The 17,601-nt window shown below is 34.6% G+C and carries 6 protein-coding genes; 1 reads left to right on the top strand and 5 read right to left on the bottom strand.

Annotated elements, in window-relative coordinates:
- Positions 1-197: 197 nt before the first annotated feature.
- The 5 genes from J3U23_RS02130 to J3U23_RS02110 form a co-directional block, all read right to left on the bottom strand.
- A complete protein-coding gene (locus J3U23_RS02130; protein ID WP_267338300.1) occupies positions 198-1,193 on the bottom strand; it encodes an MDR family oxidoreductase in 996 nt (331 codons plus the stop codon).
- Between the two features lie 313 nt (positions 1,194-1,506).
- Positions 1,507-6,534 carry an autotransporter outer membrane beta-barrel domain-containing protein gene (locus tag J3U23_RS02125; protein WP_267338299.1) on the bottom strand — a complete coding sequence of 1,676 codons (5,028 nt, stop codon included), beginning with the start codon at positions 6,532-6,534 and terminating at the stop codon, positions 1,507-1,509.
- 416 nt (positions 6,535-6,950) lie between these two features.
- Entirely contained in the window at positions 6,951-7,589 is a 639-nt protein-coding gene (locus J3U23_RS02120) for a TetR/AcrR family transcriptional regulator (RefSeq protein ID WP_267337478.1), read from the bottom strand.
- Between the two features lie 181 nt (positions 7,590-7,770).
- The gene (sstT, locus tag J3U23_RS02115; protein WP_065734369.1) at positions 7,771-9,003 is read right to left on the bottom strand and encodes a serine/threonine transporter SstT; all 1,233 of its coding nucleotides are present in this window, start codon (positions 9,001-9,003) and stop codon (positions 7,771-7,773) included.
- Positions 9,004-9,207: 204 nt separating this feature from the next.
- Positions 9,208-13,587, bottom strand: a complete 4,380-nt coding sequence (locus J3U23_RS02110; protein WP_267338298.1) for an autotransporter outer membrane beta-barrel domain-containing protein — start codon at positions 13,585-13,587, stop codon at positions 9,208-9,210.
- Positions 13,588-14,180: 593 nt separating this feature from the next.
- Between J3U23_RS02110 and J3U23_RS02105 the strand changes: the two genes are divergently transcribed.
- Complete coding sequence (locus J3U23_RS02105; protein WP_267338297.1) at positions 14,181-17,555, top strand: DUF6138 family protein; 3,375 nt, start codon at positions 14,181-14,183, stop codon at positions 17,553-17,555.
- Positions 17,556-17,601: the final 46 nt, after the last annotated feature.

Genomic DNA, 17,601 nt, shown 5'->3' with positions numbered 1-17,601 from the left:
TTTAAAATACTCAAAGAAAATTAATCATTCTAAACAGTCATTGCGAATTTTACTTTCAAAACAGCTAAAAGTAAATTTAGTCTGATATTATAGGGAATACAAGAATTATTACACAATCAATTGTGTTAATTTTTATCTGAATAGATCTAGGTACTAATAAAGTGGTGTAAAATGACACCACTTTATTGCATATTGATTTACTTATTTACATCAACCACAAAGCGACCTTTAATTTTACTTGCGATCATCTTATTTGCCACTTCAATGCATTCATTTAATGCAATAGTCTGGGCGATATGAGAATACAGCTTTTCATCCATGTTTTCTGCTATTAATTGCCAAGCAGCTATTCGTTTATCATAACTAGCCATCACACTATCCACACCAGCTAATGTCACTCCTCGTAAAATAAACGGTGCAACCGTTGCAGGGAAATCCATACCTTGCGCAAGACCACAACAAGCAACAATACCACCATATTGAGTTTGTGCACAAATATTGGCTAATGTATAAGAGCCAACCACGTCGATTGCTGCAGACCATAACTCTTTTTGTAACGGTCGATTAGGCTCTTTCAAAGATTGACCATCAATAATTTCGACAGTACCAAGTTTATGCAGATAATCTTCATCTGCCACTTTGCTAGTGGAGGCAGCAACCTGATAACCTAATTTACTCAATAACGCGACAGCAACTGAACCTACACCGCCTGTCGCTCCCGTAACTAAAATCTTGCCATCTTCTGGTTTAACGCCAAAATCAATAATGCGTTTCACACATAATGCCGCTGTATATCCCGCCGTGCCAAGCACCATGGATTGATAAGGAGTCATATTTTTCGGTAATGGAATTAACCATTCTGATTTTAAATAGGTATATTGCCCTAAACATCCCCAGTGCGTTTCACCACATCCCCAACCATTTAAGATGACAATATCCCCTTTTTGATAGTGACCATTTGCACATTCAATGACACTACCCACGCCATCAATACCCGGTATCATTGGCCATTGTCTTACAACCGGGCTTTTGTTAGTCAGTGCTAACGCATCTTTATAATTGATACTTGAATAGTGGACTTGGATTAGTGTGTCGCCTTGTTGAGCAAGTAATTGTTGTTGAGGTACGGCTTTTATTGAATAGGTAAAACCGTGAGTATCATTTTTTTCTAATACTATCGCTTTGAATGACATGGTTATTCCTTATTACGTTTGGTAGTATAAGATTTGCTAATTTACTCAATAGGTCGATCAGCAAGTCAGTTAACAGGCTGATTTCGTGTAACTAGACAATTGGTCTAAAAATTATAGACCAACTGTCTTGTCTATTGCAATCAATATTATTCAATCTATTAGATACGTAAAAAATGGTATTAACTGTTTTTATCAATGTGGTTAATTTTAAGGTCAATTCTTCTAGCATAAATTTGTAAGATTGTTTTCATATAAAAAACCGATATTTGTTAAGATCACATAATATCGGTTTAGTCTGTGTTTATTACGCTATTTACCAGTTAGCTTTGATGCCTATTGAACCATTGATTGGAGCTTTTACTCGGGCATTTCCACCATTTGACCAAGTATGACCCAATTCGCCATAGGCGGTTAATTGATTATTAATGTCAAAACTTCCACCAATAGCCAATTCGGTACTGGTGTGTGAAGCTCCACTTCTGATTGATGTTGTGTAACTCGGTGTAGCAAAATGTGTATGATCATCTCCGTTCGGCGAATAGAATAGGTTTGCTCTTGCATAAGGACGTAAAGTGCCTAGGTCAAGGTCAACTTCGTTTTCGACTCTACCCCCAATACGGAATAGCCAAGCATTATTGTTACTGTGTTTGACTGTTGTGTTACCTTTTATATGGCTTTTATCCAGATCAAGCCATTGGTGTATAATTTGTGCTTGAGGTTCTAGCTTCCAACCACTATCAAATAACGTAAAAGGTTTACCAAATTCGACTGAAGCGGTGCCGCCATAACCTTTTTGTTTGCTGTCGGCGTTACTGTTTGGTTTGATATTGACTTTATGTCGAGCCGCTTGCAAGACGAGATCGACATAACTTCCGTCATCATGGGTATATGTACCATAAGCACCGATAAAATACGTGTTCGTGGTATTTTTTCCAACATGTCCATTTACACCACTGGCAAACCCATTAACTTTTAAATCACCGTAGAGATAACCCCAATAAGCACCAAAACGCCAATGATTAGTCTGCCAGATATCACTACCTAATTGTAAACCGGTGTGATTTCCTTTGCTGTGAGTATTCAATACGCCATTTTGTTTTATATCGTTGCGTGCAGCAATGATTCTACCCCACGTGTTTGTCTCTTCGTTGGTTGGTGTATTACCAATGCGCTGATGTAGATTGCTGAGCATGATAATATCAGCTTGGCGTAATTGTTCACCAACAGCTGAATAGAGCGGTACTTGTTTTCGATAGGTTATGCGTCGGTTATTGATATTCGTTTTATCTTCTTGTTCATGATTTGAACCAATAATATGGTTTAAGTCATTATTATTTTCTTCATTGCCCGATTGATGATTGTTGTTCGAATCATTATTGGTTTTATCTTTATTTTGATCTTCAGATTCTTTCTTCAAATAGGAGCGTAAATACCAATTTTCGTTTTGCTTATTCAGATCCCCTTTATAAAGATAATATTCGTAGGCACCGGCTTCTAAATGTCCACCTTGAAGATTGAAAGCATCATTAGTGCTGCTTCCTGTTACATTCACAATTTTAATGCCGTTTGTGTTTGTGGTGTCAGCCCCAATCCCATTGACATTATTTATCTGTATTTGTGTTTTTCCAGTGACATGACCATTCACATTTAATCTATCGGTATCGCTTTCGCTGCCTTGTACAACAGTATCCAGTATTAATTTACCATTGTTGCCGACATAGTCACCGTTGATGATTAAATTTTCCCCAGCATTTGCATTACTAAGCGTAATGGTGCCTGCATTATTCACATTACCGTTTACCGTTGCTTGATTTAATGATCTTTGTAATTTTAAAACCGCATCCGAGTTTAGGTTGAGGTTTTGTGTATCTAAATCACCGGTTAATGTAAAAGTTACCGCTTGTCCCACATTGATGTTTTCCCAATTAAGAACAGAAACATCGCCAATACGTCCTGTACTTGTTGATGATCCCGTCAGATTTTGGTAAAGATTGAGTGTATCGGTTGAAGTTGATTGTGCATTACGAGTCACATCACTACCACCATCAATAATGGTGAGATCGGTCACATTTGCATTTTTATGAATGGTCAGCGTATTATTACCTGTGCCAAGCTGAATTAGTCCACTGACTTTTGAACCATCATTTAGGGTAATGATCGCATCACTAATTTCATTTTTGATTGATGCGCCTATTACGGCTGAAACATCTGCCCCCGCATTGAGATTTAGATAGGTTTTTGTCCCTACGTTGCCTGATGAATAGATACCCGCACCAGGCCGGCTAAGTTGGTTTTCTCCCTTACCAATTACTGTACCAGCGATATCAATTCTGGTAAAGCCTGTCCCGTTGTTGGTGACATTAATCCCACTATTTAGTCCAATGATGCTACCCGCTGTTTGCGATAAGATGAGATCACTCGATGTGTTGCCATTTTTCACTAATATTCCTGATCCATTGTCACCATTGACTTTCCCCGATACGGTAACGGATGAAAAACCGGTACCTAAATTAGTCACATTAATCCCATTCTCCGAGCTGGTTATGCTACTTGTTGACTTCTGATCAATATAGAGATGTTGAGCATTATTTTTATTCGAGGCAGAGATCGCATCGCCGTGTCCTGCTTTAATGTTCCCTTCAACAGTAATGGTTGTCGATCCCTGTCCTTGGTTAGTCAGATTGACACCATTTTTACTTCCCTGAATATTTGCATGATTTTGAAGCGAAAAGGTTAAATCTTTGGTTGTTGTGTCATTTGCTACAATTAATGCATCTAAAGAATGACTTATGACGCTTCCATTAATGTTAATAGAGGTTGAGCCATGACCTTTATTGACTAAATTGATACCATTAAGTTGTCCTTGAATAGTGGCATTATTATCGAGTAAGACCGATAAATCTTGAGCAGTTGTATGATTTGAAGCAACGACCGCATCAAAAGTTGAACCGGTTACATTTCCGCTTAATGTTATATATGATGAACCTTGCCCTTTGTTGGTAATATTGATACCGTTTTTTTTGCCTGTAATGTCACCGCCTATATGATTTATCTTCATATTTTGGGTTTTTACATCGTTAACGGCATATAATCCATCGTATTGTGCACCCGTTACTGATCCTAAAGTAGTAATGTTAGTGTCACCAAGCCCGTTGTTTGCCATATTGATACCATTTAATTCACCATAAATATCCCCAGATGATTGCTTAACGGTTAGATCATGTGATTTCGCGCCGTTTAACGCGTACATACCATCATTATTTTGACCTTTTATTGTGCCAGCGGTTGAAATTGAGGTCGATCCATTCCCATGATTTGCAATGTTGATCCCATTTTTATTCCCTTTAATGCTTCCAGCGGATTGATTAATGGTTAAATGTTGGGTATTGGATTGATTTGCTGAATATAAACCGTCATTTTGATTGCCAATCACTTCGCCTGATGTGTTGATTGTGGTTGAGCCTTTTCCGCTATTGGCCATATTAATGCCGTTTAAATTACCGTTTATTTTTCCTTGTTCTTGATTGACGGTAATGTTTTGCGTATTGATATCATTAAAAGCATACATACCATCGTTATTTTTACCAATTATTTCACCCGATGTCGTAATTTGGGTCGAACCGTTCCCTTTATTTGCCATGTTAATACCATTCTTATTACCTTGAATGCTACCGTCAGATTGTTCTACGATAATGTTTTGAGTGGTATTTTCATTAATTGCATACATGCCATCACTTAGGTTGCCTATCACAGTTCCTTTAGTTGTGATAAATGTTGAGCCTTTCCCTTTATTTGCAAGATTAATGCCATTTAAATTACCATTGATTTTTCCGCTGTTTTGTTTAATGGTTAGATCTTGTGTGTTGGCATCATTAGCCACATACATACCATCATTCTGATCGCCAATGACATCACCAACGGAATTGATGGTGGTTGATCCGTTTCCATGATTGGCAAGATTGATACCATTAAGTTTACCATGCACAGTACCGCCTGATTGATGTACAATTAGATCTTGACTGCTATTGCCGTTAATGGAATAGAGCCCATCATTTTCAGTACCAATAATTTCACCTAATGTGGTGATATAGGTTGAACCTTTACCATTATTCGCCATATTGATGCCATTTCTCTTACCTTGAATTTTTCCTGCTAATTGATTGAGAGTAAGATCATAAGCGTTGGTATCATTGGTGTTGAATAGCCCGTCATCTTGATCACCAATGACATTACCAGAGGTCGTGACAAGTGTTGAACCACGACCATAATTATTCATGTTAATGCCGTTGGTACTACCATGAATAGTGCCTTCTATTTGATTGACGGTGAGATCTTCTGTTTGTTCATAGTTAATGATAAACATTCCATTTGTGGTTTGGCCTTCAATATTTCCAGACGCATTAACCAAGGTTGAGCCTATACCGTCGTTAATAATACTTGCACCATTTGAGTATCCTTTGATACTACTGCCCTTCATTTGTGTAACGTTTATATCTTTGGCGGTTTTATCGTTATGTACGTAAATTCCTTCATTGTGGGCGCCAATGACTTCGCCAGAGGTTGTGACACTTGTCGATCCAAGCCCGCTATTGTTTGCATAAATTCCGTTGGCGCCGCCAGATATACTACCTACTAGTTGTATAACTTTAAGATCCTTTGAATTCTTATCATTATTAGCTTGTATTCCGTTAGATTGCTCACCGACAACCTGTCCAGATGTGGTGAGTGTTGTGGTTCCATTACCTTTATTTTCAACTTCAATACCATTATTTTTGCCTTGAATAGTACTGTTAGCCATTTGTGTGACTTTTAAATCTTTTGTAGTATCAGTGTTCTTTACGACAAGTCCATTATCCGATTTTCCTGTTATGACACCTGACAGCATGATATTACTTGAACCAATACCGCCGTGAGAAATGTTTACACCACTATTTTGACCGGTTATTGAGCCAGCAGCTTGGTTAAAGGTGAGATCAGTAGTGTTGGTATCAGTTGATAAGTCGTATCCATCACTTGCGTTTTCAATGTCGTTTGATATTGTAATGATTTTTGTGTTAGCAAAGGGACTGATACCGGCACGTTGATTAATAAAATTTTGTTGATATTTGTCATTGTATGACAAGTTTAATGATTGATTGATGATGCTCTTTTGAATAGGTATGTCATTTTTTAAATCGTTGGCTGTGTCATTTGCATAGCTGTTAGATGTTAACACAGAAGTTAAACTAACGACTGTCAGCAAATTAACCGAAAAACTTTTACCTTTTGATTGAGTTTTTTCCGAAGTCGGAACATAACTTTGACGAACTGCATTCCAGATAAGCTTATAGACTTTGTTCATTATTTCCTCTCACTTAATCAGAGATGATTCTATTTATGTAAAATATAGCTTTTAATTGAAGATGCTGTTAGAGATTAACCAAATGAAAACTGATCCTTCATTTAAGAAGACAAAAAATAACCTATTGAAAATTAAAAACATTATTTAAAGACATTTATGAATACAAATAAAATAGCTTTATTTACAAATAAAATGGTGTCACAAAGTACAGGGTGGAAAGATTAACTATTGAAATTATCGATTTTTGCTTAACTAGCTAATTTGACAATTCGTTTTTATTTGTATCATATTGCCTAAAGATAGGCAATCGAAATAATGCAAAGTGTCTTTTGATGGTCGTTATTGTGTTTGTAAAATAAGATGGCGTTTGTAAAATAAGACGGCATTGGTAAATAAATCAAAATTAACTTTTGATATTAATTGATGATTTTATCAAAAAAAAGTTGCATAAACAGATCTAAAGGTTGTGATTTTTTTATTAATTTGCTTCGAGTTACTGCACCTTCCCAACCAATCCAAAAAAATTCTGCAAGTGCTTTGCAGTTGGCTTGTGAACTTAATTCTCCAGATTGTTGTGCCAGTAGTAAGCATTTTTCAAGTTTGGCTTGCCAATTTTGTAAAATTTGTTCAAGTATTTGTGCATACCCATCCGGTAATAACGATTCTTCTTGTATCAATTCACCGATTAGGCAACCTCGATTAAAATCATATTTTGCCATACCTTGCTTTGCATCTTCATAAAAAGCTAAAATTCGATCAATAGCTGAACCAATCGATGAATTGGTTAAATGCTTATCTAATTTGTGAGTAAAAAAACTGTCATAGCTAGCTATAATTGCTATTCCAAAGTCTTCCTTACTTTTAAAGTAATGATAAAAAGAACCTTTGGGGACTCCTACCTGCTTTAAGATTCTTTCAATGTTTGATGAAATATACCCATAAGTAGTCATCAACTCTACTCCACTACGAATCAAGGCAGATCTTGTCTCATTACCTTTTTTTGTATTACCTATTCTTGTAGGTGTTATTGCAAAAGTATTTTGATTAATTGACATAGAGTTCCAACATATTAGGTGAATATCAATGATTGAGCTTTAAATTATGATAAATAGTCATATCACTAAATGCAATAATTGGCCTTGTGATTAAACCTTTTTAATTGTAAAAAAGCCTGATAAATTTATTATTTATCAGGCTATTAAAGTAAGTACAAACTAATTTCTAAATATCAAAAAACTATTTTGTTTCATTACGTTTTACTTTTTCTGATACTGCACCAATAAATACAACATCACTTGATGAATTAAGCGCAGTTTCAACCGAATCTTGAATGACACCAATAGCTATACCGATACCAATGACTTTAGCTGAAATTTCGTTAGGTATTCCAAACATACTACAAGCGACAGGAATAAGCAGTAATGAACCACCTGCGATTCCTGATGCACCACAAGCACATATACTCGTCACAATACAAAGTAATACTGCAGAAAGAATATCAACGTCTATATGCAAAGAATTTACGGTAGCTAACGTTAAAATAGTGATAGTAATTGCCGCTCCTGACATATTAATTGCTGCGCCCAGTGGTACAGCGACAGAATAAGTATCTTCATCCATTTTTAATTTTTTACAAATTTCGATATTAACTGGAATATTTGCTGCTGAGCTACGAGTAAAGAAAGCAGGAATAGCACTATCTTTTAATGAGGTAAATACCAATGGATACGGATTTTTACGCATTACAATATAAGCTAATAATGGATTAATAATCAATGCCACAATTAACATACAAGATACTAATACAACTAATAGATGAGCATACTTAAGTAATTCACCAAATCCTGTTTCTGCAAGTGTTGAAGCAACCAAACCAAAAACCCCTAATGGAGCAAAACGAATAATGATTTTTACAATGAATGAAATTGCTAAAGAAAGATCGCTCATCATCGTTTTGGTTGTTTCACTTGAGTGTCTTAATGCAATACCAATTCCGACTCCCCAAACAATGAGCCCAATATAGTTAGCATTAACAAGCGCATTAACAGGATTGTCTATCATTTTATTTAGCAGAGTTTTTAATACTTCAATAATACTACCTGGAGGCGTTAATTTGCTCTGATCAGCAGCATCACCTAATGAAATATCAGAAGGAAAGATGAAACTAGCAATAGTTGCTAACAAAGCGGCCAACATCATACCCGAAAAATATAGGGCAAAAAGTTTACCCATATTAGCGCGTTTACCACGTTGGTGATTAGATATTGACGCAATAACTAAAATAAGTACCAAAATTGGCGCAACGGATTTTAAGGCATTAATAAAGAGAGAGCCAATAAAAGACATATTTAACGCAACTTCTTGAGAAATTGCTGCTAATGTTATACCAAAGAGCAAACCCAAAACAATTTGAGGAATAAGCCCTACTTTAAAATAAAAACGCACCAAAGGATTGGTTGAATGAGTCATGGAACTTCCTTATATAGCAAAACAATGCAAAAACATTACCATAAATAAATCTTAAAACTATAAAAAAATTATTATGATAACTATTTTTTATATGACTTAGATTAATTATTAAGATTAATTATTTTAAATGAATAAAGAAAAAAACCGATACTTTCTATTAAAAGTATCGGTCAGGAAGATAAACAACTTAGTTTATTACTCGTGTTACCAATTAGCTCTTATTCCTAAAGAGCCATTAATTGGCGACTTAACGTTTGCATCACCACTATTGGACCAAGTGTGACCAATCTCAGTATAAGCACTAACTTGATTATTAAATTCATAACTACCACCGATAGCTAATTCCGTGCTTGTATAACCAGCACCACTATTAAATTTAGTTGAAGCTCTGGAACAATCAAATCTTATACGATCTGAACCATCGGGCGAATAGTATAAATTTAAACGAGTATAAGGACGAAACGTTCCTAACTCTGACTGGAAATGATTTTCAAGTCTAGCACCCACTCGGAAAAGCCATGAATCATTATGATTTTGTTTGACGGTGGTATTACCACTTATATGACTATTATTAAGATTCATCCATTGGTGGATAATTTGAAACTGAGGTTCAATTCGCCAATCATAATAATTTAAATCAAATGGTTTACCGACTTCCGCGGAAGCACTTAATCCTCTTCCTTTTTGTTTACTATTTTTATTATAATTTGGTTTAATGTCTACTTTATGACGCCCCCCTTGGAACACCAAATCTAAGTAAGCCCCATTCTCATCCATATAGTTACCATAGAGACCTAAGAAATAACTATTTGAGCGATTTTTTCCTACATATCCTTTCATACTACTGGCAAAACCATCAACATCTAAACTACCATGTAAATAACCGAAGTAACCACCTACACGCCAATAGTTATCTTCTTCTTTCCAGATATCGCTACCTATTTGGAAACCAGTATAATTCCCTTTGCTATGTGTATCAGCTATGCCATTTTGTTTTATATCTGTGCGCTCAGCGATTATTCGTCCCCAACTAATTTTTGAGTCTGGTAGTAAAGTATTACCAATACGTTGATGCATATTTGCTTGCATAATTAAATCAGCCTGACGTAATTGTGCCGCTACCCCAGCAAACATTGGTACTTCTTTACGATAAGCAACCTTATTCGGAGACACTGGATTAACAGGTTGCTCTGGGTTTGTTGGGTTTGTTGGATTGGTTGGATTGGTTGGATTCGTCGGATTAGTTGGTTCAGTAGGTTTACTAGAACGTAAGTACCAGTTATTATTTTGTTGATTAATATCACCTTTATGTAAATAGTATTCATAAGCGCCCACATCTAAATGTGATCCTTCTAAATTAAATGCATCGTTCGAACTTACACCATTAACATTGACAATTTCAATACCATTCGTATTACCTGTATCTGCACCTAATCCACCAATATTGGTTATTTTAACCAATGTATTTCCGGAAGCATTCCCTCCAATAAACAACTTATCAGTTGAGCTACTACTATCTTGCAATACTGTATCAAGCAAAAGCTGACCATTATTACCAATATAATTACCGGTTATAGTTAGATGATCTCCAGTAAAATTATTATTCAGCGCAATAGTACCACTATTATAAACATCGCCACTTACCGAAGCTTGATGTATCCTTGGAACAAAATCTAAAATAGCATTTGAATTTAGAGTAAGCTTATCGGTATTTAAGTTACCAGTTAATGATAACCTTCCGTTTGAACCAACATTGATATTTTCCCAGTTAAGAATCGCTACATCACCACGAATACCTACTGAATCAGAAGATCCAACTAGATGGGTACTAAAATTAAGAACATCCATTTCATTCGATGAACTAGCTCGAATATTTTTACGTCCACCATCAATCATGGTTAAATCTGAAATATCAGAGCCTTGATTGATATTAAGCGTATCATCACCTGTTCCTAGTAATATTTTACCACTTACTTTAGAACCACTATTTAAATTAACAATAGAATTGGTCACATCATTTCTTATTGCAGTACCAAGAACAGAATAAACATTAGCACCATCATTAAGGTTAATATTAGTTGTTGTGTCTGATTTACCCGTTGTATAGATACCCGCATCTAAATTATTGTTTACATCGGTCCCATTCGCATAAACCGTATCATAGATATCAATAACCGTTGAGCCAGTACCACTGTTATTGATTGTTATTCCATTATTTTTACCAAAAATTGTTCCAGAATTTTGTTTAACATTAACATCAGTGCTTGTACCACGATTATTAATAACTATACCAGCTTGTTGTTCACCACTAACCGTTCCATAAGTAGTAATAGTTGTAGAACCAGATCCTGTATTCTCTAATTCTATGCCATTTCTTAAACCATTAAGACTACTGGTTGCTAATTGTTGAACAGTCAAGTTAGTAGCATTATTTTCATTTATAGCATAAATAGCATCATCTTGATCAGCTTCAATGTTGCCATTTAAGAGAATTTTTGTTTCACCATTTCCTTTATTTGTTAAATTGAGTCCTTTATTATGGCCCTTAACAAAACCTGAGTCGTTCAAAGAAACAATTAAGTTCTGTGCCCCAACATCATTAAGCACAAAAATGCCATCAGAATTATTACCAAAAACCTTACCTGCAATTTTTATTTCAGTCGTCCCACTTCCTTTATTGGTTACATTAAGTCCATTATAATTACCTGTAATCGTACCTCCAAATTGATCAATATTAAGATTATTGGCTGTACTATTATTTAAAACGAACAAACCATGTTGTTGAACACTCTCTAAATCGCCTGAAGTTTTTACACTTGTTGAACCGACACCATTGTTAACTAAATTAACCGCATTTAATAAACCTTTGATTTTTCCTGCTATCTGAATTAAATTTAAGTGACTTGATTGTGTACCATTTTGAACTACAACGCCTTCATTAATATCGCCTGTTACTGAGCCACTAAGATTAACATTTGTATTCCCTTTTCCATTATTGGTTAAATTAATGCCACGAAGTTTGCCAGCAATACTACCTGCTGATTGGATTATCGTTAAATCACTTGATGTATTACCGTTAGTAACCACAATACCATCATTTTGATCACCAATAATATTTTTAGCTGTTTGAATTGACGTATAGCCCTGTCCATTATTCGTTACATTTATGCCATTAAGATTTCCATGAATTGTGCCATTTGACTGAATAACGCTCATATTAGAGGTTGTCGAATTGTTATTGATTGCCCTAATTCCATCGTTTTGAGCACCTTCAACAACACCAGAAGTTGAAATGATCGTCGACTTTTTACCATTATTAGTGATATTTATGCCGTTATTATGACCTTTAATCGTACCTGATATCTGATTTAATTTTATATTACTAGAACTAGTTCCATTTACAACTACAATACCATCTTGTTGATCACCCTGAATATTATTTTTAGTTGAGATAGTGGTATCACCATTACCATTATTCAATAAATTCACACCATTCACATGACCATAAATACTACCGCCTAACTGTCTTAAAGACATAGCAGTTGATGTATCTGAAAGATTTTTAGCAACAATACCATCAATTTGCTCACCTGTTACCGAACCAGAAATGATTAAATCACTAAATCCATTACCATTATTAAGAATATTAATACCGTTATTATGACCTTTAATTTGAGAATCAGCCATTTGCGTTAAAAAGACATCTGATGTTGTACTTGACGACTCTGAATAAATTGCATCATTATTACGACCTTCAACATAACCAGCAATGGTGATATCAGTTTGTTCCTTACCATTATTATAAGCGGCCAAACCATAACTTTGCCCACTAACCGTACTACCATCATATTGATTAATTGTAATATTCTTGCTATTAGTGCTATTTTTAACAAATATACCTTCACTACTCAATCCATTCACATTACCGGAAACAATGATTTCAGAGATACCATTCCCTTGATTTTCAGCACTTATTCCACGATTATGCCCTTCAATACTGCCTCTTGATTGATTAATAGTTAAATCGGTAGATTGAGTCCCATTGAGCACTGATATACCGTTATCCTGATTACCAGAGATTATTCCAGCTGTATTAATAATGGTTAAACCTTTACCATTATTAGTAGCCTCTATGCCCGATTTACTCCCTCTCGTTTCACCACTCACTAATTGTGTTATTTTGATATCTTGTGAATTGCTACTATTTTGAGCATTAATTCCATCCCCTCCGTTACCAAAAACTTTCGCTAATGTATTGATGCTCAAAATACCATTGCCATGGTAATTAATTTCTACCCCATTTTTACTACCTGTAATGGATCCATCAGATTGGACAAATGAGAAAATATCAGAAGAATTTGTATTTTCATACCCATTACCGTTGGGATTATTTACATCACCGGTACAAGCCTGATTATTTGGATCGCTAGTAATACACTGAGCAAAGCTTGGATTTGTCATTGCTAAAGTTATGCTTGTTGTAGTAATAAATTTGATTAGAAATGCTTTACCTTTAAATTTTCCTTTCCTTGAATTACTAACAGCATATTGCGAATTCAAAATTAACTTATTTATTTTATTCATATTTTATCTCACTAAATCTTTTATTGGTTATAATCCAATTTTTAATTTAAAAACATGAAAAACTTAATTAATGAAACTCTTGAATAATGTGATCCTTACATTTCAAAATAAATACTGGATTTATTTTTTAAATAACTTGGATAACATGTTGATAGATAAAACAATTATTACTTTATTGAAAAACAAAGCTCAAAATCATTTTTAAATATTTAAGATGGAAAAAAGAAAAGTATTGATAGTTCAGAAATATTAAGGAATTAACCTTTCAAAAAAATGAACTATCAATTGCTAGTTGTACCATATACCATTAAAAACAACAATAAAATTATAAAAATTTACATATAATAATGTAAAGTTTCTTATAAAACTGCTAAGCAATATTCTAATTCGAAAGCAATTATAGAAAATTATTGTTAAAAATTAGTCAATAACATAATTTATAGTAATAAAATTATTCATCTCGGTTTTACTAAATCAACACACTCATAATGGTCGTTTTTATAATCAAAATTTTATAAACTAAAAAGTTATATTAATTACTTTTCAATTTATTTATAAGAACTGACATAGAATTATAATTAGGAATATAGGAAATGAAGTATTATCTGGAGTTTAAGGATACATTATCGAATAAATTTTGGTATATCACCCAACAAGACGAATCCCTAACAATCGTATTTGGTAAGATAGGAACAAAAGGACAAACACAAGTTAAAACGTTTTCATCGCCTGCCGATGCGGAAAAAGAAGCCAACAAACTGATCAGATCGAAAATCAAAAAAGGCTATCAGGAAAAAGCGATCCCACCAGCGCTTGAACAATCAACCTGTACAGAAAAAACAATCATCAAAATGCCCGATGCCCCAAAACCGAAAAACCACCCCAAACCCACACCACCCAAAGATGTGATTGATGACGGTAAAGAAAAACCATGGTTTTACCTCGACGAATGGGTTGGTGAAGGTCAACCTAACCCATTTGATTTTGAAGAGTTACGTAAGGTTCCGCCTAAAAAAGTTGCTCCAGTTAAACAACCACCAAAACAAAGTAATACTCCGATTAAAAAAGAGACAGTCACCAAAACACCACAAGAACAAGAATTTGATAACTTAAAAGTTTTGTTACGGAAATATATAAAGCAAGGTGAGCAGTTCGATATTGAAGCTAAGTTCGAACAATTAAAAGCGTTAAGTCCAAACAATAAGGAATTTCAAATTTTCATCAAAGATATGCTTCAAATGATATTTTCAAAATTTATGAAGAAAATATCACCGATTCACTTTGATTGCATTCCTTATCTTTTGAGAATCAGAGATCCAGAAATTCTTTTCCAAGAAATCTTTGCGCAAGGTGTGATGAAATATATTTATGACCGTTATCAGACTCATTCCGAATCAATCCATTATCTGGCTGAACAATATCTTACCGATTATCCGGTACAAATGGTGGATAAAATAGTTAACGCATTACAGAGTATTTTTGAAACTACCCAGACAGAAGAAGATGAAAAAAATACTCCAGCTAACAAATTCCCTGAAAATGTTTGTGGCTTTAATATCACCTTTGATTATAAAACGCTGGAAATATATGCTTTATTCAATGAACGAAATTCCAAACGCTATTATTCAGAAAGTCTAAATGAGCTAGAATATGATGGGACTAGTTATGGCGTTGAGATAAATAATCAATACTTTGTTCCATTACTTACCGAAAAACTTCAAAAAATGCTGGATGATGGTTTTTTTGGGGGTATGACTGATAAATATTTCAGAATTGCCCTTTTCCAAACAGATAATATTCTTATTGAAATACCAATAGAACAAACCTACCGACAAACAAGGATATTTAAGCTTGAAAGCGACCTAAAATATCTCGAGCAATCAGAAGAATATTATGCAGATTTGCTAACTGACACGATTGAGGAATATTTTGCCCTTAATGGCGTTATTGAGCAATACGATACCGATAGAATTTTAGCATTACTAAAAAAATATATTTATTCATGTGAAAAAGAGGCTGAATCGAAAGGACGTTCTCTGTTAAGGAAATACAAAGATTTTGATTATAACAAATGGAGTTTAGTTTCTTTACAGTTTGAATGGGAAAATTTTAGTTATAAATATGCTTATAACGGTGTTGAATGCTTAGTTGATAAAGGATATGAACCAGCAATTATACAAAAACAAGCATGGGATAAACTGGGCATTATTGATAACAAGCCTGATATTAAACTAGAAAAAAAAGACGATCCAGACGATCAATCAGAAACCGAACGTTTTTATGATACTTTTACTGAAACTGATGTTTTTTGTGAAACTGACACTATTATCGCCAGAGCCATGCCAACTGACGGAGAAATTTATTTACGCTTTAAACAAGAAAGCGAACAGGCATATTCCGATGCGCTTGATTATTTAAATAACTTAATGGCAAAAGGTTATTCAAAAATATTTGAGGGGCATTGGCTTCATATTTATTTTGTTGCCAAGCCTGAATACTATTCTGAATTCGCTAAATACGTTGAAGAATATGAAGACTTTGAAGAATTAGAGCTAGGGGCAGGAGGAATCGCCTGTTGTTCACATGTCTTTTTCCGCAAAGCAGCCATGTACGAAAGTTTACATGATAAAATAAGAGAGTTTGTTGACTTAACCATGTATGAACTTGATTATAGTTTTGATTTACAAGATGAATATAATTCAGTCGCCGGAGCATTTGCTGCTATTGCCCTGGCAATGACGGATGTGAAACATATGGATTTGGCTATTAAATTTGCACTTGAAACCGATGGTGACCATGAATATTTGGCAGGTAATTTTGGTATTGTTCTTGAAAAATATTGGGGTATTACGCCCGAAACTGCGGTTGCGATTGCTCTATTGCAATTAACTCAAGGTCAACATATGTATGAATTATCCAGTCAATTTTATAAAATTCCGCAAAATTTAGCTAGTTTGACCGATTATTACAGTATGAACGAGCCAAAAAATCCATATTGTAAATTGAGTTATTTAGTAAAATATCTTTTTGGTAAACCTAGTGATAGTCTTAAAAAGTTAAAAAAATTATTTAATAATGCGACTGATCCGCAAGAGAAATTGATTTATGCTGATTTTTATAATTTAGTTTTAGAAGCTCTTGAGGAAGAAGGAGAAGTTAGCGGTCAACCAATTATCTATAATCTCCCACCTAAATATGAAAGCGAATCTGAAGCGTTAACAATAGTTGACCAAGATTTTATTGAAAATCCACCATGTGTTATTACACCCTTGCAAGCTAAAAAGCGTGGGTTTAATGTTAGAGAATTAGAAACTTGTGATTCCTCATGGATAGCCGTTATTTTTGCCCCATTAACGATAACTAATCCCTATATTTTCGACGCTATTATCCAATATTATAAGGTGCGAAATGACATAGGTGCCCGCTCTGTTATCATTTGGGGCGCTGAAAAAGCTTACTTTTTTGGTAAAAGGGTCGTGATTGATTTTAGTGGCACACCTTATCAAGTGGGTATGGGAATTTATGGTAAAAACCAAGCTCAGCTAATTTATGGAGTAATGGATTTTGCTAAGATTGCAGATGCAATGAACAAACAAGCGCCCGATAAAGAGAAATTATTCGCACTGCGAAAACAATACTATTACTTCGATAGTCCAAAAGGAAGCCCAAACATTGATTACTCCAAGCCCGGTATGATGTATTTGGATGAAGCTATAGCCGCCGGAGTTTTGAAGGATGATAATTATCGGGCAATCAAACAGCTTGAAAAAATCACCCCGGATATGGGCGAAGCCTATGATGCCTCACTACTGTTTAGGGCATATATGCAGCAGAAAAAACTAGATTATGCATTGGAGAGAATGGAAAGAAAACTCGATACTACTGAACTAAAACAGGTGTACCAAACTGCACAAAAACGCCTGCCACAATATCAAGAATACTGGCAGGAAAAGTTAGCAAAATTATAAAAAAGATGCAAATGAAATTAAAATGGACCTCCTTCTAGGCCTATAG

Source organism: Gilliamella sp. B3367, from assembly GCF_026536825.1.
In the GTDB taxonomy this organism is placed as follows: Bacteria; Pseudomonadota; Gammaproteobacteria; order Enterobacterales; family Orbaceae; genus Gilliamella; species Gilliamella apicola_E.
The sequence above is the reverse complement of the archived record's forward strand: the minus strand, read 5'-3'. Positions and strand labels throughout refer to the sequence as shown.